14 protein-coding genes are annotated in these 18,456 nt (G+C 55.2%); 5 read left to right on the top strand and 9 right to left on the bottom strand.

The window, feature by feature from the left end:
- Positions 1 to 548: 548 nt before the first annotated feature.
- Genes M2406_RS07210 through M2406_RS07200 form a run of 3 tightly spaced genes read left to right on the top strand, consistent with a single transcriptional unit; the run spans position 549 to position 3,687 of the window.
- Entirely contained in the window at positions 549 to 3,161 is a 2,613-nt protein-coding gene (locus M2406_RS07210; RefSeq protein WP_259189452.1) for a YdbH family protein, read from the top strand.
- Positions 3,158 to 3,355, top strand: coding sequence for a YnbE family lipoprotein (locus M2406_RS07205; RefSeq protein WP_012145326.1), 198 nt, complete (start codon positions 3,158 to 3,160; stop codon positions 3,353 to 3,355). The genes M2406_RS07210 and M2406_RS07205 overlap by 4 nt, the downstream gene beginning before the upstream one ends.
- A gap of 8 nt (positions 3,356 to 3,363) precedes the next feature.
- On the top strand, positions 3,364 to 3,687 hold the full coding sequence (locus M2406_RS07200) for a YdbL family protein (RefSeq protein WP_012145325.1): 324 nt from the start codon (positions 3,364 to 3,366) through the stop codon (positions 3,685 to 3,687).
- A 212-nt stretch (positions 3,688 to 3,899) separates the two neighbouring features.
- On the opposite strand, the gene azoR is transcribed toward M2406_RS07200, so the two are convergent.
- Positions 3,900 to 4,505, bottom strand: coding sequence for an FMN-dependent NADH-azoreductase (gene azoR / locus M2406_RS07195; protein WP_012145324.1), 606 nt, complete (start codon positions 4,503 to 4,505; stop codon positions 3,900 to 3,902).
- A gap of 269 nt (positions 4,506 to 4,774) precedes the next feature.
- On the opposite strand from azoR, the gene hrpA reads away from it, so the two are divergent.
- On the top strand, positions 4,775 to 8,662 hold the full coding sequence (gene hrpA / locus M2406_RS07190) for an ATP-dependent RNA helicase HrpA (RefSeq protein ID WP_259189451.1): 3,888 nt from the start codon (positions 4,775 to 4,777) through the stop codon (positions 8,660 to 8,662).
- A 31-nt stretch (positions 8,663 to 8,693) separates the two neighbouring features.
- Here hrpA and M2406_RS07185 read toward each other — a convergent pair whose 3' ends face one another.
- The 6 genes from M2406_RS07185 to folM form a co-directional block, all read right to left on the bottom strand.
- Entirely contained in the window at positions 8,694 to 9,515 is an 822-nt protein-coding gene (locus tag M2406_RS07185; protein WP_259189450.1) for a serine protease, read from the bottom strand.
- A gap of 300 nt (positions 9,516 to 9,815) precedes the next feature.
- Positions 9,816 to 10,109, bottom strand: coding sequence for an acid resistance repetitive basic protein Asr (asr, locus tag M2406_RS07180; protein ID WP_259189448.1), 294 nt, complete (start codon positions 10,107 to 10,109; stop codon positions 9,816 to 9,818).
- A 310-nt stretch (positions 10,110 to 10,419) separates the two neighbouring features.
- On the bottom strand, positions 10,420 to 11,916 hold the full coding sequence (locus M2406_RS07175) for a carboxypeptidase M32 (RefSeq protein WP_259189446.1): 1,497 nt from the start codon (positions 11,914 to 11,916) through the stop codon (positions 10,420 to 10,422).
- 66 nt (positions 11,917 to 11,982) lie between these two features.
- Positions 11,983 to 13,287, bottom strand: a complete 1,305-nt coding sequence (gene rstB, locus M2406_RS07170; protein ID WP_012145319.1) for a two-component system sensor histidine kinase RstB — start codon at positions 13,285 to 13,287, stop codon at positions 11,983 to 11,985.
- Positions 13,284 to 14,009: a two-component system response regulator RstA gene (rstA, locus tag M2406_RS07165; protein WP_026142393.1), complete on the bottom strand. Its 726-nt coding sequence runs from the start codon at positions 14,007 to 14,009 to the stop codon at positions 13,284 to 13,286. The genes rstB and rstA overlap by 4 nt, the downstream gene beginning before the upstream one ends.
- Before the next feature lie 73 nt (positions 14,010 to 14,082).
- The gene (gene folM / locus M2406_RS07160; RefSeq protein WP_012145317.1) at positions 14,083 to 14,805 is read right to left on the bottom strand and encodes a dihydromonapterin reductase; all 723 of its coding nucleotides are present in this window, start codon (positions 14,803 to 14,805) and stop codon (positions 14,083 to 14,085) included.
- Positions 14,806 to 14,932: 127 nt separating this feature from the next.
- On the opposite strand from folM, the gene M2406_RS07155 reads away from it, so the two are divergent.
- Complete coding sequence (locus M2406_RS07155) at positions 14,933 to 15,349, top strand: hypothetical protein (RefSeq protein WP_259189443.1); 417 nt, start codon at positions 14,933 to 14,935, stop codon at positions 15,347 to 15,349.
- A gap of 29 nt (positions 15,350 to 15,378) precedes the next feature.
- Here the strand turns inward: M2406_RS07155 and M2406_RS07150 are convergent, their stop codons facing one another.
- Together M2406_RS07150 and ydgH are read right to left on the bottom strand one after the other, a co-directional pair.
- Entirely contained in the window at positions 15,379 to 16,770 is a 1,392-nt protein-coding gene (locus M2406_RS07150) for an amino acid permease (RefSeq protein ID WP_112362866.1), read from the bottom strand.
- Positions 16,771 to 17,015: 245 nt separating this feature from the next.
- Positions 17,016 to 17,966, bottom strand: coding sequence for a DUF1471 family protein YdgH (gene ydgH, locus M2406_RS07145; protein ID WP_012145314.1), 951 nt, complete (start codon positions 17,964 to 17,966; stop codon positions 17,016 to 17,018).
- Positions 17,967 to 18,456: the final 490 nt, after the last annotated feature.

Below are 18,456 nucleotides of genomic sequence, written 5' to 3'. Positions count from 1 at the left end.
CTCCAGCGTCATTTTTGTGATCAATTTAACAGATTTTAGTAAATTCTACAATTGGTTAGCCGGCTTCGGTAACGTTAAAAAGGGGTAACTACCATCGCCTGGGGCGGTATCAATTAAGGGTAGCTGGCGACGCTGGAGTATGGCGGATATTCGTGGTGGGGGGATTGGCAAGGCGATGTGCGGCGCAAGGCTCTTTCGCCTGAGCCAAAAAAAATCCCCACGGGGGGTGGGGAATGGCTTCTCAGTATAGTTAGCTAGCAGCTGACTTTTGTTAGAATGCTTGCAAGACTATTAATGATCAAATGTAACGACAATAACAAAAGTCTGAAATAGGTCATATTCATGTGATGAATATGTAACTAAAACTTACAGCATCCGTAGCAATGGCTATAAAAGCCCCGGTACAAGGTATCTTCTTCGGTCTCAGCTTCACCCTATGTCAAATTCATGCCATCATTATTGCCAATTCAGGCATAGACTTAGCCTAAACCTAAACGGTCTTTGGCCCGGGCAAAGGGCGCCTAACTCAGGAATGAAACAATCATTTAATGACTAAGCGATTGAAAGTATTCATAGGGATTGTGGTGAGTGTGCTGATCCTGCTGGTGGCGCTGTGGCAAACTCTGCCGCGCTGGCTGCCGCGTGTGCTCTCGCACTGGTTACCGCAGGGCAGCCAGTTGGTTTTGCAGGGCAAACTACAGTGGCACCAGGGCGCCTTGCAGTTGGATGGCGCCCGCTTTTTAGCGCAAGACTGCCTGCTTGCCAGCGCCGGCCCAACCCGATTGGCTTATCAGCAAGGGCGTTGGCAACTGATCGGCGACAAGCTGCATGTCGATACGGCCTGCCTATCAAAATTGCCTGCCGGTGATGCCAATAGCGCCCCCTTGGCGCTTGACCAACTGCAAAAACAACTGCCGCTGCTGGATATCATCATTAAGGATCTCTCGGTGCTGCCGTGGCAATTCTATGCCGGTAAACTGCAGATACACACCACGCCAGAAGGCCAGAGCCTGCAATATCAAGGCCCCAACATCAGCGTTGACGCGCTGCTGGATCAACATCAACAACTGACGCTGAACAGCCTGACGCTCACCGCACCCAACAGCCCACAGCCGCTGCATCTGACCGGAAAAATCAGCATTCCGCTGGATTTGGACAGCATGCCGACGCAAGGCGCACTGCAGGGCGAACTGCAGACCGCTTATCTGGAAAAGCCTTTGCTGCTGGATATGCGCTGGCAACAGCAGCAGGGGGTGATGACGCTGACAGAAAAGGGGGCAGATAAACCCTTGGCCACCTTGCCGTGGGAGATCAACCCGCAGCAGGTGAGTATCAAGCAGGGCGAGTGGCGCTGGCCGTACAGTCAGCAACCGCTTAACGGCGGCTTGAGCATCGCGCTGCATGACTGGAGCAAAGGCTTTGATGAAGCCCAGATCAGCGCCCGTTTAAATGTGATCACCGACGGCCATAACGGCAAGGGCAACGCGGTGTTGACGCTGGGGCCGGGTAAGGTCGGGCTAATCGACAGCGACTTACGCTTCCAACTGACCGGTCAGGCGAATATGGCCGATTTTTCCATGACCGCTTCCATCCCCGGTATCATCAGCGGCACTATTCTTAACCCGACGCTGGTGTTGCAGTCAGGGGCTCTGCTGCGTTTGTGGGGCAACGCCACACCGGAAATGAAACTGGAAGAGGCGCGGTTGCCGCTGGCCGGCGTGAAGGTCACCGCGGGCGGCATCACCGGCCGCCTGCAGGCGATCATCAATGCCAGCGACAGCTATTGGGGCCGTTTTAAACTGCATCTGGACGGCAAGGCCCAGGATTTTTGGCCGGATCACGGTAACTGGCAATGGCGCTATTGGGGTAACGGCCAGTTGCCGCCGCTACAGGCTGCCTGGGACGTCGCCGGCAGCGGCAGTTGGCAGGACAGCACTTTGGTGCTCGATCGCCTTTCTACCGGTTTTGATCAATTGAAATACAGCATGGTGACGGTAGACGCACCGCGTCTCAGTCTTAGCCAACCGCTGCGTTGGCAGCGTGACCAGCAGGCCCCGGCATTCAATGGCGAACTGCAGCTGGTTTCCGGCAAGGTTAGCTTCACCAACGGGGGTTACCTGCCGGCCCCGGTGCTGGCGCTGCAGCTCAAGGGCAAGGCGCCGGACAGTTTCCAGCTACAGGGCAAACTGCAGGCGGAACAGATTGGGCCGATAGCACTGCGAGGCCGCTGGGACGGTGAGCGTTTGCGCGGAGAGGGCTGGTGGCCAAAACAGTCGCTGGAAGTGTTCCAACCCTTGATCTCACCCGATCTGAATATCAAACTGCGCGACGGCGAGTTTTATGCCCAGTCGGCCTTCTCTGCGGCCCGGGTACAGGGCTTTGAGGCCGGTGGCCACTGGGTGGTGAAAAACGGCGGCATGTGGCTGAAAGACGGCGAGATGAGCGGCCTGGACTTTGTGATGTCCTACCGACTGAAAAACCATCTCTGGCAGTTGGGGGCCAAAAAGCCAGTGATGTTACGCATCAGGTCATTCAGCAACCTGTTTGAAATGCAGAATATTACCGCCGATCTGCAGGGGACCTACCCGTACAGCGAACAGACACCGCTGACGCTGAGCAACGTTGGAATGGATGCATTAAACGGTCATATCAGCCTGTCGGCGCTGCGGATGCCGCAGCATGACGCTGCCGTATTGAAACTGGATAAAGTTGATCTCAGCGCCTTGTTTACCGCGCTGAAGCCAAAACAGTTTGCCATGTCCGGGCGGGTGGACGGCGAACTGCCGCTGTATCTCAATCATCCCAAATGGCTGGTACGCAACGGTTGGATCGCCAACTCGGGCATGCTGACGCTGCGGCTGGACAAGGATATGGCCGATGCCATCGGCAGCAATAATCTGGCGACCGGCGCGGCGATCGACTGGCTGCGCTATATGGAGATTAACCGCTCGAAAGCCAGGGTTGATCTCGACAACCTCGGTGAGCTGACGCTGAAGGCGCGCATTGACGGGGTTAATCCGCAAAAAAGTGCCAAACGAGAAGTTATCCTGAACTATAGCCATCAGGAAAACGTGTTTCAGCTGTGGCGCAGTCTGCGCTTTGGCGACAATTTACAGGAGTGGCTGGAACAGGCCCTCTCAAAACCTGGGGAACAACCATGAAAATCATCAGCGGGCCATTGCTGGTCGCCGTGCTGGGCACGTTTTTGCTGAGCGGCTGCGTGCCGCGCATCGAGGTCGCGACGCCTAAAGATCCGATCACCATCAACATGAACGTGAAGATCGAGCATGAGATCCACATCAAGGTAGATAAGGACGTTGATAATCTGCTGAAAACCCAAAGCGGCCTTTTCTAGGAGCCAATATGAAAAAACGTTATTTAGGCTTGATGGCCGCCGCCTGGATGTTCAGCAGCATGGCGATGGCGCTGACGCTCGATGAGGCCAAACAGCAGGGGCGCGTAGGGGAAACGCTCAGCGGTTATATCGCGCCGGTGAAGCAGGACGCCGAAACGCTGACGTTGGTGAAAAACATTAATGCCGGGCGCACCGAAAAATACCAGCAAGTGGCGGACAGCAATCATATTGCCATCGACGATGTGGCGCGCATGGCGGGGCAGAAGTTGGTAACGCGAGCCCCGGCAGGGGAATACGTGCGCGGTATTAACGGGCAGTGGCTGAAGAAATAAAAAAACGCGCCGTCAGGTGTAATGCCGGTCAGTTAAGCAAAGTTCTGAATAAGAATGTACGACGTTGTTTAAGTGGGCGTCCCCCTCTCCCGAGGGAGAGGGCCGGGGTGAGGGGCTTTCGTGTTGGTATGTATCCCCTCACCCTAACCCTCTCCCAAAGGAGAGGGAACAATACACCTTAACTTACAAGCATTACGCCCCAGCGAGGGACATCAGGCGGCAACCACCTGAGTCAGCACGGCCTTGGCGTCGGCCTGTGCTTTGGTCGCGACGTCCGGGCCGTAAGCGATGCCTTCCGCAAACACGAACTCAACGTCGGTGATGCCGATAAAGCCCAGGAACAGACGCAGGTAAGGTTCTACCAGGTCAGTCGGGGTGCCTTTATGAATGCCGCCGCGGCTGGTCAGGATGATGGCGCGTTTGCCTTTCACCAGGCCTTCAGGGCCGTTTTCGGTGTAACGGAAGGTGACGCCGGCACGGGCAATCAGGTCGAAATAGTTTTTCAACTGGGTCGGGATGTTGAAGTTGTACATCGGTGCCGCCATAACGATGGTGTCATTGGCCTGCAGTTCAGCGATCAGTTCGTCGGACAAGGCCAGCGCTTCGGTCTGACGTGGGGTCAGCGGCGTATCGGAAGGGCGCAGTGCACCCACCAGCTCACCGTCCAGTACCGGGATTGGCTGTGCAGCCAGGTCACGTACGGTGATAGTGTCGTTGCCATGAGCGCTTGCCCATTGCTCAACGAAGAAATCGGCCAGTTGGTTAGACTGAGAGTAACCTGCCAGGATGCTTGATTTAAGAACCAATACTTTGCTCATCGGTAATTCCTTAGGTTAAGACAGTGACATCAGGACGGTGCGTCCCTTGCATGCAGTACACTCTATTCACATTTTTCCAGCAGTGATAGCGCAATATTTCGAGACCTTTGTTCGATTTTATTGAATAACCTTTTGGGCCTTAAGCGGCGGGATTATGGGGAAAAAGCGGCTTGTGATATTCTTCGCGTCCAAAGCTAAAAACGGGCTAACCCATTACCAAACCGTTGCTAACGCTTGATACAGCAGCGATGAAACAAGGAATACCGAACGTGAAATCTCCGCTCGCGGCATTGTCTGCCCAACTGGGCGAGCTGATGCTCCGTGATCAACAGCGCCTGCAACGTCGGCTGCAGGGCGCACGAAAAATCAAAAATCCCGATGCTCAATTGGCGGCTGCCGTTGAAATCGAAAGTGACATGGCGCTGGCGTTGCGTAAGGTGCAATCCCGCGCTGCGACCTGCCCGAAAATAACCTATCCGGAAAACCTGCCGGTCAGCCAGAAAAAGCAGGATATTCTGCAGGCGATCCGTGACCATCAGGTGGTGATTGTTGCCGGTGAAACCGGCTCGGGGAAAACCACCCAGTTGCCGAAGATCTGCCTGGAATTGGGGCGCGGGGTCAAAGGGCTGATCGGCCACACCCAGCCTCGACGCCTGGCCGCGCGCACCGTGGCCAACCGCATTGCCGACGAACTGGAAACCCCATTGGGCGGCAGCGTCGGTTATAAGGTACGTTTTAACGATCAGGTCGGGGAAAATACCCTGGTCAAGCTGATGACCGACGGCATCCTGCTGGCGGAAATCCAGCAGGATCGGCTGTTGATGCAGTACGACACGCTGATTATCGATGAGGCGCATGAACGCAGCCTGAACATCGATTTTATCCTCGGCTACCTGCGCGAACTGCTACCGAAGCGCCCGGATCTGAAAGTCATCATCACCTCGGCAACCATAGATCCGCAGCGGTTTTCACGTCACTTCAACAACGCGCCGATTATTGAAGTTTCCGGCCGGACTTATCCGGTGGAAGTCCGTTACCGCCCGGTGGTGGACGACGCCGACGATACCGACCGCGATCAACTGCAGGCGATTTTCGATGCGGTGGACGAACTTGGCCGCGAAGGGCCGGGGGATATCCTGATCTTTATGAGCGGTGAGCGCGAAATCCGTGATACCGCTGACGCATTGAATCGCCTCAATCTGCCACATACCGAAGTCTTGCCGCTGTATGCCCGACTGTCCAACAGCGAACAGAACCGGGTATTCCAGTCACACCACGGGCGGCGCATTGTGCTGGCCACCAACGTGGCGGAAACCTCATTAACCGTACCGGGCATCAAGTATGTGATTGATCCGGGGACGGCACGTATCAGCCGCTACAGCTTCCGTACCAAGGTACAGCGACTGCCGATCGAGCCGGTGTCGCAGGCCTCGGCCAACCAGCGTAAGGGCCGCTGCGGCCGTGTGTCGGACGGTATTTGTATTCGCCTGTATGCGGAACAGGATTTCCTGTCGCGACCGGAGTTTACCGATCCGGAGATCCTGCGCACCAATCTGGCGTCGGTGATTTTGCAGATGACCTCGCTCGGGCTGGGCGACATCGCCGCATTCCCGTTCGTGGAAGCGCCGGACAAACGCAATATTCTGGATGGCGTGCGTCTGCTGGAAGAATTGGGGGCGATTAAAACGGCAGACAATGGCCACTACCAGCTCACCGCGCAGGGCCGTCAATTGGCACAGTTGCCGATCGACCCACGCCTGGCGCGTATGGTGCTGGAAGCGCAGAAGAGCGGTAGCGTGCGCGAGGTGATGATTATCACCGCGGCGTTGTCGATTCAGGATCCGCGTGAACGGCCAATGGACAAACAGCAGGCGTCGGATGAAAAGCACCGTCGCTTCGCGGATAAAGACTCGGACTTCCTGGCCTACGTGAACCTGTGGGACTGGCTGAAAGAGCAGCAAAAAGAACATTCCTCCAGCCAGTTCCGTCGGCTGTGTCGCAATGATTTCCTGAACTACCTGCGGGTGCGCGAATGGCAGGATATTTACACCCAACTGCGCCAGGTGGTGAAAGAGCTGGGGCTGCCGGTTAACAGCGAACCTTCCGATTACCGCAGCGTGCATACCGCACTGCTGACCGGCTTGCTGTCGCACATCGGTCAGAAAGATGTCGACAAGCAGGAGTTCACCGGTGCTCGCAATGCGCGTTTCTCCATCTTCCCGGGTTCCGGCCTGTTCAAGAAGCCGCCGAAGTGGACCATGGTGGCCGAACTGGTGGAAACCAGCCGCCTGTGGGGGCGTATTGCCGCTCGTATCGAGCCGGAATGGATAGAACCGCTGGCTCAGCATCTGGTGAAGCACAGCTACAGCGAACCCCACTGGTCCAAATCCCAGGGGGCGGTGATGGCCAGCGAAAAGGTAACGCTGTTCGGGTTGCCGATCGTTGCCGCGCGCTCGGTCAATTACAGCACCATTGATCCGCTGCTGTGCCGTGAGCTGTTTATCCGCCATGCGTTGGTGGAAGGTGACTGGCAGACGCGACATGCGTTCTTTGCCGCTAACCTGAAACTGCGTGCCGAAGTGGAAGAGCTGGAACATAAATCGCGTCGCCGTGACATTCTGGTGGACGACGAAACCCTGTTTGCTTTTTACGATCAGCGCATTCCGAACGATGTGGTGTCCGGACGCCATTTCGATAACTGGTGGAAAAACGCCGGTAAGCAAAATTCAGACCTGCTCAGCTTTGAAAAAGAAATGCTGATCAAAGACGGTGCCAATCAGGTCAGTGCGCTGGACTACCCAAACACCTGGTACCAGGGCAACCTCAAGCTGCGCCTGACCTACCAGTTTGAACCGGGCACCGACGCCGATGGCGTGACGGTACACATTCCGCTGCCTATCCTTAATCAGGTTGAGCAGCAGGGCTTTGAATGGCAGATCCCGGGCATTCGTCGGGAACTGATCATTGCCTTGATCAAGTCCTTGCCGAAGCCGGTACGCCGCAACTTTGTGCCGGCACCGAACTACGCCGAAGCTTTCCTGGGGCGGGCGACGCCGCTGGAGATGCCGCTGCTGGATTCACTGGAGCGCGAGCTGCGTCGCATGACTGGTGTGACGGTGTCACGTGAAGACTGGCAATGGGATCAGGTGCCCGATCACCTCAAGATGACATTCCGGGTGGTGGGTGAAAAACACAAAACCCTGCTTGAAGGCAAAGATCTGACGGCATTGAAGCTCAAGCTGAAGGACAAGGTGCAGGAAACGCTGTCGGCGGTGGCGGACGATGGGCTGGAACAAAGCAATCTGCATATCTGGAGCTTCGGTAAACTGCCGGAGTTTTATGAGCAGAAGCGCGGTGGCTACTCAATGAAGGCTTACCCGGCGCTGGTGGACGAAAAAGACAGCGTGGCGATCCGCCTGTTCGACAGCGAGCAGGAGCAGCGACAGGCGATGTGGCAGGGCACGCGTCGTCTGCTGTTGTTGAATATTCCTTCACCTATCAAATATCTGCATGAAAAACTGCCGAACAAGGCCAAACTGGGGCTGTATTTCAACCCCTACGGCAGGGTGCTGGATCTGATCGACGATTGCATTTCGTGCGGCATCGATAAACTGATCGCAGAACACGGCGGGCCGGTGTGGCAGGAAGAAAACTTTGCCCGTCTGCAGGAACTGGTGCGCGGCGAACTGAATGAAACGGTGGTGGGCGTAGCCAAACAGGTCGAACAAATCCTGACGGCGGTGTTTAACATCAACAAGCGCTTGAAAGGCCGGGTTGATATCTCGTTGGCGCTGGCACTGTCAGATATCAAAACTCAGCTCGGCGCTCTGGTTTATCGTGGGTTCGTCACCAACAACGGCTGGAAGCGCCTGCCGGATACGCTACGTTATCTGCAGGCGATTGAACGTCGGTTGGAGAAACTGGCTATCGATCCGCACCGCGACCGCGCGCAAATGCTACGGGTGGAACAGGTGCAGCAGGCCTGGCAGCAATGGCTGAACAAACTGCCGCCGAAACGCCAGCAGGATGACGAGGTGAAAGAGGTGCGCTGGATGATTGAAGAGCTGCGCGTCAGCCTGTTCGCTCAGCAACTGGGCACGCCTTATCCGATCTCGGACAAGCGCATCCTGCAGACTATCGAGCAGCTTTCAGTGTAAATAATCGGGGGCAATAAGTTGCCCCCGGGTTTTATTTCCCCGCCGCCAGCGCGTCCAGCGCATCGCGGATACCGGTCACAGCCAGCGCGCGGTTATCGGCGCGGTAACGGTCTTTGGCTGCCGGTGCGGAGCTTTGAATGGCAATAAGCCGCCAACCGTCGGCAGTTTTCAGCAGTAACGGCGAACCGCTATCGCCGGGCAGGGTATCGCACTGGTGCGACAGGACGCCTTGTTGCGCCCAGCCGGTCACTTTACAGTTCTGGTGGCTGTAGAGATCGTCCAGATGATCTTCCGGGTATCCCGCCTGGGTAATCAGCCGTTTGGCTTGTTTCATTGCCTGGGTCAGTGCCTTGCTGTCGCCTTGCCACAACGGCAGCGGCTTAATCGGCAAGGTTTTTTTATCCTTCAGACGGATCAGGGCAAAGTCATAGGCCGCTGCCGCTGGCGGTACAATCCAGCCATCGCCGTCAGGCTTGAGTTTTTTCCCCAGTTTACGATCCACCAGCGTCTCAATATTGTCGGTCTGGTATTTCCAGGTCTTATTACCGGCAACAAAACGCAGCGCAATGGCTTTATCCAGTTGACCCGGTGGTGCCAGCACGCAGTGGCCTGCGGTGAGCGCCAGATGCGGAGAGATCAGCGTGGCGGTGCACAGGTTACCGCTGGCGGTTTCCACTTGCCCAATGGCCTGCCACGGCCAACCGTCGGTTTCCGTTACTTTTATTCGTTCATCCTTGCCAAAAAACAGGCGGGTTTGCTCAGCTGCCGACACGTCGGATGGGCTGTCAGCCCGTGCTGAGAGGGAGAGTGCGAGCGGGAATGAGCACAGCAACAGCAAAACGGTTATGCGCATAGGTTTCTTGCCTGGAAAATACGGATCATCCATAAACACACTGAATGGTAACTATAGACTGAATTAGTCGCCGTGTGGATGGGCAGTGATTGATTTTTCAATAATTTATTATCCAGAGGACGGTGTGGCTACAGATAAAAAAAGGCGGCGATCAGTCCACAGAGGATCAGCGTGGTCAAAATGATTTCAAATAGGTAGCGACGCAGCATGATGAGAACCCCCGATGAAAAAACACCCGGCGAACCGGGTGTTGGACAACTCAAGCCTGAACTGGTGAGGGGAGCCTCACATTAATTGCTGTTACGCCGCTTTTTTATGGCTGGCTGTTTTGTGGTGTTTTTTAGCTGCCTGGGCTTTCTGAGCCGGCGCTTTTTTAGCGGTGGCTTTGTGGTGCTTTTTAGCCGCCTGAGCTTTTTGAGCTGGGGCTTTCTTCGCGTGATGTTTTTTCACGTGAGTGGTCTTGGCTGGTGCAGCCGCGGTGGTGGTAGCCGTCGCCGCAGGTGCGGTAGTGGTGGTAGTGGCAGCGTCAGCAGCGAAGGCAACAGAAGACAGACCCATTGCAGCGGCAACAACCAGAGCTAATACTTTTTTCATCGTTGATTCCTCAAGTTACTCATCATGTATCAAGCCCACTGCGGGGCCGGTGATAAGATAGTAGGCAAACGGCCCGATGCTTTCCGTGAGTGATTGGTTTCGGCGTGTAACCTAATGTACATCGCGAGCACTGGCCGGTTAACGAAGCGGATCCATCGAAGTTTAAATCTCACTTTAGTTACAACATACATGTAGGGAGTGGCCAACCGGTACTCTGCAGCCTGGGCGTCTTGGGTGGAGGGGGTGCGCTATGGAATAGCGGCGGCAAAGCAGGGGGAAAAAGGCACGGGATTAGCCGTGCCTGGGGATCTTACAGGTAACGACTTTCCAAATGCTTACGGAAATAGTCTGGGTTCAGGGCCTCGCCGGTCGCATTGGCGATCAGGGTATTGGTAGGGAAACGGCTGCCGTGACGCCAGATATTCTGCTTCAGCCATTGGAACAGCGGATTCAGGTTGCCTTCGGCAATGTCACTGTCCAGCGTTGGCAGCGCTTTGCGGACGCTGTGGAACAGTTGCGCGGCATACATGGCACCCAGGGTGTAAGTCGGGAAGTAACCGAAGGCACCATCGGTCCAGTGAATATCCTGCATACAACCGTTACGGTAGTTGCCGATAGTATCGAGGCCAAGGTAACCGTGCATTTTCTCGCCCCACAGCGCCGGGATATCTTCTACCTCAATCTCGCCTTCGACCAGAGCCTTCTCGATTTCATAGCGCAGGATCACGTGCGCCGGGTAGCTGACTTCGTCAGCGTCTACGCGGATCAGGCCTGGTTTCACTCGCTGATTTAGTCGGATGAAGTTACCTTCTTCCAATGCCGGTTGCTCGCCGAATTGTTTGACCACCAGTGGACGCAGGATCTTCAGGAAATCGCTGCCGCGCGCCAGTTGCATTTCAAACAGCAGACTCTGCGACTCATGGATAGCGGTTGAACGAGCCTGGGCTACCGGCTGGCCCAGCCATTCGCGTGGCAGATTTTGTTCGTAACGAGCATGGCCGGTTTCATGCACGATGCCGAGCAATGCGGTCAGAAATTCTTTGTCGTTGTAGCGGGTGGTAATACGAACATCTTCCGGTACGCCGCCGCAGAATGGGTGAGCACTGACGTCCACGCGACCGCCGTCGAAGTTAAAGCCGAGCAGCTTCATCACGCTCAGGCTCAGTTGCCGTTGAGTTTCCACATTGAACGGCCCCTGCGGAACCAGACAAGGTTCCTGGGCCTGTTTAGCCACTACCTTCTGCAGCAGGTCGGGCAGCCAGGTTTTCAAATCGCCAAAAATGCGATCAATATCGCTGCTGCGCATTCCCGGTTCATAAAGGTTCAGCAGGGCATCATAACGACTGCTACCTGCCGCTTCGGCACGGATCTGCGCTTCCTGGCGGCTCAGTTTAACCACTTCGCGCAGATTTTCCGCGAAACCTTCCCAGTCGTCGGCTGGGCGTTGGGAACGCCAGGCATGTTCACAACGTGCACCGGCCAGGGATTTAGCCTCGACCAACGATTCCGGCACCAGCACCGCATTGTCATACTGGCGGCGCATCTCCAGCAAATTCGCCTGGTCAATGTCGTCCAGCGTTTCTTGTTGTGCGCGTTCAAACAGACGACCGGTTTTATCCGACGTTAAAATCTGGTGTTGCAATACGCTTAGCTCAGCCAGTGCCTCGGAACGCGCTTTGCTGCCGCCCGGTGGCATCATGGTTTGCATATCCCAGCCGGCAATGGCGGAGAGATGGCCGAAGCGTGACAGGCGGGTGAAAATGGCACGCAGCTCGTCGTAAGAAGAAGGGGAATGTGCAGATGTCATCGTTTAGCTCCATTTTTTGTAAACCGGATCACTGTTTCGCGTTTTTATGCTGCTACGTAAACGGGGTTACACCGGGTCTGCTTTTAAATTGAAAGTGGGCTTTAGCGGCCAACAGAAGCGGAAGCTGGCACCACCGAGAGAGCTGGCGTCAACGTAGACCTGGCCCTGGTAGGCCACGGCAATCGAATGAACAATCGCCAAACCCAGGCCACAGCCGCCGGTAGCGCGATCGCGGCTGGGATCGAGACGTACAAAGGGCTCGAATACCCGCTCACGTTCTTCCGGCGGAATACCTGGCCCATCGTCTTCTACCTGCAGGCAGGCGTTGTCGCCGTCAAACCACAGGCCGATGCGCAAGCGTTGCTCACTATAACGCAGCGCATTGTTCACCAGATTATCCAGCACCCGCTCCATTAGCCGTAAATCGACGCCGCCAAAATCACCGACGTGCGGGATGTTCAATTCGATTTCACGTTCCGGGTGGATCAGGCGCAGGTCGTCAGCCTTGTCCTCCAGCCATTTGGGTAAATCCAGCGGTTCTATATTGAGTGCGACCTGCGGACGGTCCAATCGTGCATAGGTCAGCAGTTCGTCGATCAGTGACTCCAACTGACCGATATCGCGGTTCAGCGCCTGCTGTTCACTCTCGGAAAGGTTATCGCTCATCGCCAGGCGGTAACGCAGCCGTACCAGCGGAGTGCGCAGTTCATGGGCGATACCGTCTATCAGCTGTTTCTTGCTGGCGATCAGCGTATTGACGTTATCCGCCATCTGGTTAAAGGCCACCCCGAGCCGATTCAGGCTGGAGGTAGGGTCGAAATGGGTGCGCTCATCCAGATGCCCGGCACCGAGGCGCTGAGCCGCGTTTTCGAGCTTCAGCAAGTCCTGCCAGTGCGGACGCATCCACAGAAACACCGGCAGCGCCAGCGACATGCCGATAAACACCAGCAGCGCCAAATCCAGCAGCCGCATTTGATGCAGATAGAACAGATAAGGGATCGGCCCGACCACCAGCACGTAGTGACTGCGCGGGATACGCTGCATAAAGGTGTATTGATCGTCGAGGGCGATAATCTCCCCCAGACGCAGCCGTTTTTTCAAATCTTCGCTCAGGTCCTGTTTGCCCAGCGGCTCGATGTGCAGCTTAAACGACAGATTCAAGTCCAGCGTGGCGATGGTCTTGTTCCAGTCTTTCAGCGGAATTTCCCGCAGTTCGCTGCGCATCAGGTACAGCGAGCTTTTCATCAGATCGTCCATCGACTGGCGGCCGGCGCGTTCGGCGGTGACTTTGTACACCAGACCCACCAGCATCGCCATCACCAGGAAACACACGAAAAGCAGCAGGAAGAACTGCACAAAGAGCTTTCTCATTGCTGCACGAACTCCCAGGCATTCGGAGCGAACAGGTAACCTTTATTACGCACGGTTTTGACGCGGAAGGGTTCCAGGGCATTGTCGTACAGCTTGCGGCGCAGGCGGGAAATCGCCACGTCTATACTGCGATCCAGACCGTCATAACTCACGCCACGCAGGTTCTGCAGCAGGGCTTCGCGATCCATTATTTGGCCGGCGTGGGTGGCCAGTTCCCACAGCAGATCAAAATCTGAGGTGGAAAGGGTGATGACCTCTTCACCCAACGTCACCTGTCGGTTAACCGGGTCGATGCATAACAGGCCAAAGTGCAGGGCGTTGTGTTGAGTGAGCGGTTGTGTTGACTCTTCCTTTGGCTGGCTGCCATGCTGACGCAGGTGCAAACGCAGTCGCGCCAGTAACACCGCTGGCGGCGTGGTCTTCAGGATGTAATCGTTAGCGCCCATTTCCAGCGAAAGAATATGGTTCATATCGCTGTCGAGTGAGGTGAGCAGCACGATCGGGCCGGGGAAGGTTGGGCGCAAATCACGGCACAGCGTCATACCATCCTTGCCGGGCAACATAATATCCAGCAGCACCAAATCAGGTTGCTCCAGCTCGATGCGGGCCTGTGCACTGTCGCCGCGTGGCTCAATCAACACTTCAATGTCGTGCTTGCCCAGATAGGCGGCAATCAGTTTGCCGACTTCGGGATCGTCTTCCACAAAAACAATTTTATGCATATTCAGCGGTTTTATCAGAATAACGAAATTCAGCATAACGCGGGGCTCCGCGATACGCCATGCAGATCATGCGTTAGCGCAGCGGGCGTCCGCCGTCGACACCGTGGGTACGGCCGGTGACATAGCGGCTGTCCAGCAGATAGTTCACCAGATTGACCACTTCGCTCTCGCCTGGGGCGATTTTCATCAGTGATTTTGCCAGCGCCTGTTGCCGATAATGCTCGTCGTCGCCTGGATTGAAAATAATCAGCGCCGGGGCGATGGCATTGACTTTAACTTCGGGTGCCAGCTTGCGGGCAAAAGAGCGGGTCATATTGTCCAGCGCGGCCTTACTGGCGGCATAGGCAATGTGCTTGTCGCTGCCTTTCTCCACCACATAGTCGGTCAGATGGATGATATCCGCACCGGCTTGCCCCTGGCCCAACAGACAAGATTCCAGCAGTTGATTGAGCAGATAAGGCGTATAAACGTGAATTTGCAACATGGCCGCCATCACTTGCTCCGGTGGTACTTCCGGTGATTCGGCCTGCCAGGCGCTGGCGTTGTGGATCACCGCGCGCAGTTTGGGCGCTGCCTGGCGAACCTGCTCGGCGAAACGATAGATACCGTCGTGCGTTGAGAAATCGCCCTGAATGCAGGTTGCCCCCAGTCTTTTCAGTTCGCCCAGCGCCGGGTAGTCGCTGCGATAGGCAATGATCACGGGAATATCACGTTGCAAGAATGACCTGGCCAATGCCAGTCCAATCCGGCGTGCGCCGCCCGTAATCAGCACCGGGGCTGAGTTGTGAAGTTCCATTGATTAAAGCTCCTGGACAGACTGGCAAACAATAGGGGAATTATGCCATTATACGGCGGAAATTCGTTAAAGCTTCGCATCGATTATCCATTTCAGGATGTAATACACCCGGCAATGAGAGGAAGGGATGAACAGCAGTCACCTTGCACCCGTCGCCCGCAGTGAGAAAGTCTGTTTTGATTACATGGATTTTCTGTCCGCATCGTGCAAGAAGCACTGGCGCTTTGTTGATGCAATTTATGGCGTGATGCCATTTTTTGGCATGGTATTGAAATCTCAGGCTTCCGCTTCGCAAACGCGGAAAGAGCAATTGAAAGCGTTGGCGCTGCAGGTGGTTTCTACCCAGGTCAGCGACGAAACCAACATCGTGCGCCTGATCGACCTGGCACAGCAACAGGGGCTGGCGGTATTCGACATTAAGCTGCCTTACGCTCTGGACACGCAGCAGTTGGCGACCATTCAACAAGAGTGCGTTGAGGGAGTGATTATCTCTCAGGTTGGGGAACGCATGACCATCAGCCTGCGTACATATCAAAGTAACTGACCGGGTGATCCCACCCGGCCATTCTTCACCTACTGCAGCATAAACCAGCCGGCCGGCACCGTGGCCACCAGCAACAGAAAAATACTGCCTTTCTCCAGCTGATTCAGCAGCTTGACGTCGTTATGTCCGCTTCGGGCATAAATAAACACCAGCAGCCCCGGTGCATACAGCAACACCGACATCAGCAAATGCATTAACCCGGAAGCGTAGAGCAGCCAAATGCCGTACAGGCAGGCACCTGTGGCGGCGAACATCAGCCGTTTGTCCTGACGACGGATCGCCACCTTAAACAGGAAGGCACCGACCAGGAAATAAGGCACCAGGATCATTTCCGAGGCGATAGTCAGCAGAGAATTATAATTGCTGCCGGTCAGCCAGATCAGCACCAGTGCGAACTGCACGGCAATATTGGTCAGCCACAGTGAAGCTGAAGGCGCATGATTCTTGTTCTGCTTGCGGAAAATCTTTGGGAAAGCGCCGTGTTGTGCCGCCAGCAGCGGGACTTCGGCGGCCATAATCGTCCAGCTCAGATAGGCCCCGCAAACCGAAACAATCAGCCCGGCCGCGATAATCACGTCACCCCAGGGGCCAATTAGATCGACCATCAGCACCGCCATGGAAGGATTGCGCATTTCGGCCAATTCGCTGCGCGGCACCACACCCAGGGACAACAAAGTCACCAGCAGGTAAACCGCCAGTGCGGAGATCACTGCCAGCATGGTTGCACGGCCGACATCCTTTTTATGACGCGCCCGCGCTGAAACCACGACTGCGCCTTCCACACCGATAAATACCCACAGGGTAATCAGCATGGTGTTTTTTACCTGTTCCCACACCGGTTTACCGAGAGCGACGCCGTGGAAATCCAGCGTAAAGACGTCCATGTTGAACGCCATTGCCGCCAATACCGCAAACATCCCCAGCGGCAACAGCTTGGCCAGGGTCGCCACCAGATTGATGCTGGCTGCAGTTTGCACGCCGCGCAACACCAGCGCATGGACGATCCACAGCAATACTGACTCTGCCAGTAGTGCCTGCCAGGTATTGCCATCGCCCAGAATGACGTTTCCGCCGCGATCGGTGAATAAACTCAGTGCGGCGAACACGATAACCAGATAAGAGACATTGGCGATCACTGCGCACAACCAGTAACCCCAGGCGGAACAAAAGCCCACCAGCTCGCCAAAGCCTTCTTTCGCATAGGTAAAGATGCCACCGTCCAGATCGGGACGCAGGCGGGTTAGCAACAGCATGGCAAAAGCCAGAAACAGGATGCCGACGCCGGTGATTGCCCAACCCAATAACAGGGCCGCCGGGCTGGCAACCTGCGCCATGTTTTGTGGCAGGCTGAAAACCCCGGCGCCCAGCATTGAGCTCAGCACCAATGCGGTTAACGCGGTAAGACCTAGTTTTTTTTCCAATGACGGATCCTGAGCGCAGAATAAACAACTGGAAGGGAACTGCTTGGCAGTAACAACGTAATGACAATTACTGAACGAGTAGACAATAGCCCTAAAAATTGGCGCAAATTCTACGGCTGGATGCGTGTGGATGCAATGATTAAGTATGCGTGATTTACAAAAAACTATTCAACTGGCAGGGCGGTATCAGCGACAAAAAAACGGGCAGCTCAATGGCTGCCCGATGGTAAACCGCAAAGTGAAACTTATTTGAACAGGTCGGCGCTGACGGTCAGGTTACCGCCGCTCTTGTTCTGCCACTGGCGGGTCACATGATAGTACTTGGCGCCTTTCTCGGCCGCACGTTTGGCAACTTCGCTAGAAACGTCAGTCATGCTGTTGAAGTGACCAGTGAAGGTCACGGAATCAAACGGCACCATCTGCGCGGCAGTCACGTTGTTCACTTCCTGAATCTTGGTACCGTTCGGTAAAGTGACAGTATAACGTTTGCCGGTAGACGACTGGGTTTCGAAGAAACGGCCTACGTCGCGACTTGGTGAGCCGGAAGAGGCAACACCCGGAATTTCAACCTTGGCAGCAGCAGCGCCACCGGCAGCCAGCGCGGCCTTACCGGCTTCAGAATCAGCCGGAATGGCATCCGGGCTCTGAACGGTACGTTTAGGGGCATCGGCCTTATAGATATAAGCGGTAATGAACTGGTTGCCGCCCTGGTTGGCATCTACCTGACGCACGATAAAGAAGGAGGCTGCGCCTTTCTTTTTCGCTTCTTTGGTGATGGCATCGTTGATGTCCGGCTGGCTGCGGTAGAAACCGCTGACGCTCACCGTGTCGTACGGCTCCAACAGGAAGGCTTGTTCTTTCGGCAGTTCGGTAACACCGTTAATCACGCGGTATTTGGGGTCTTTGCTCACTTCCGGCGCATCTTTATGATAAAGATCTGCGGTGACGCGCCAGTTGCCGCCATTGTTGCTGTTGTTGCTGTCCTGAATGTAGAAGGAGTCTGCACCCAGTTTATCTGCACGGCGGGATATGGCATCAGCGGCTTCATTGATGGCATTAAAGCGGCCGGTAATCGTGATGCGATCAAACGGCTTCAGCGCCGCTGCTTTTTCAGGAGTTAACTCTTGTGCCGCCTGAGCAGACAGCGCTGTGAGTGATAACAAGGCTGATGCGATGATCGTGTTCTTCAGCTTCATAAAAAATCCTTTCGCCTAGCGCATTAACGTTTATAACGTGCTGAACTGTTTAGGTGTAATTCAGCCGCCGATTATTACATGTAATCTCGACCAGTGTCTCAGCATTTTATGTCATCCCGTGAGACAAACCCCCAGAAGGATTGTGCCCGATATATTGCGCAGAATCGCCATAAGTTTCAATAATAAAGCCTTTGATGTCATAAGTGTTAATTATTCACAAATTTATAACTTTTATGCGCCTTGGCCATGTATTACTGGAAAATCGCCAACCTCCGCCAGCCACAATATGGCCGCAAAAACGGCATTCCACCGGGGTTTTTAACTTTAATTTGCGATTTATCATGTCACTGCCTGAGTTTTTATGTAAAAACAGACATGAATGCGTAAGCAATTATGGATCATCGATCATATTTTCAGTAGGTTATAGATGGCGCCTTAATTCGTTGCCGACAAGGCTAATAAAAACCTGTCGGCCGGGGCCATCGCTATG

This window comes from Serratia sp. BIGb0163, from assembly GCF_024809935.1.
GTDB lineage: Bacteria > Pseudomonadota > Gammaproteobacteria > Enterobacterales > Enterobacteriaceae > Serratia > Serratia quinivorans.
The sequence above is the reverse complement of the archived record's forward strand: the minus strand, read 5'-3'. Positions and strand labels throughout refer to the sequence as shown.

What these genes read in the sequence shown, in the direction of transcription:
- M2406_RS07210 (WP_259189452.1), top strand. Translation starts at nt 549, where the DNA reads ATGACTAAGCGATTGAAAGTATTCATAGGGATTGTGGTGAGTGTGCTG.
- M2406_RS07205 (WP_012145326.1), top strand. Translation starts at nt 3,158, where the DNA reads ATGAAAATCATCAGCGGGCCATTGCTGGTCGCCGTGCTGGGCACGTTT.
- M2406_RS07200 (WP_012145325.1), top strand. Translation starts at nt 3,364, where the DNA reads ATGAAAAAACGTTATTTAGGCTTGATGGCCGCCGCCTGGATGTTCAGC.
- azoR (WP_012145324.1), bottom strand. Translation starts at nt 4,505, where the DNA reads ATGAGCAAAGTATTGGTTCTTAAATCAAGCATCCTGGCAGGTTACTCT.
- M2406_RS07185 (WP_259189450.1), bottom strand. Translation starts at nt 9,515, where the DNA reads ATGCGCATAACCGTTTTGCTGTTGCTGTGCTCATTCCCGCTCGCACTC.
- asr (WP_259189448.1), bottom strand. Translation starts at nt 10,109, where the DNA reads ATGAAAAAAGTATTAGCTCTGGTTGTTGCCGCTGCAATGGGTCTGTCT.
- M2406_RS07175 (WP_259189446.1), bottom strand. Translation starts at nt 11,916, where the DNA reads ATGACATCTGCACATTCCCCTTCTTCTTACGACGAGCTGCGTGCCATT.
- rstB (WP_012145319.1), bottom strand. Translation starts at nt 13,287, where the DNA reads ATGAGAAAGCTCTTTGTGCAGTTCTTCCTGCTGCTTTTCGTGTGTTTC.
- rstA (WP_026142393.1), bottom strand. Translation starts at nt 14,009, where the DNA reads ATGCATAAAATTGTTTTTGTGGAAGACGATCCCGAAGTCGGCAAACTG.
- folM (WP_012145317.1), bottom strand. Translation starts at nt 14,805, where the DNA reads ATGGAACTTCACAACTCAGCCCCGGTGCTGATTACGGGCGGCGCACGC.
- M2406_RS07155 (WP_259189443.1), top strand. Translation starts at nt 14,933, where the DNA reads ATGAACAGCAGTCACCTTGCACCCGTCGCCCGCAGTGAGAAAGTCTGT.
- ydgH (WP_012145314.1), bottom strand. Translation starts at nt 17,966, where the DNA reads ATGAAGCTGAAGAACACGATCATCGCATCAGCCTTGTTATCACTCACA.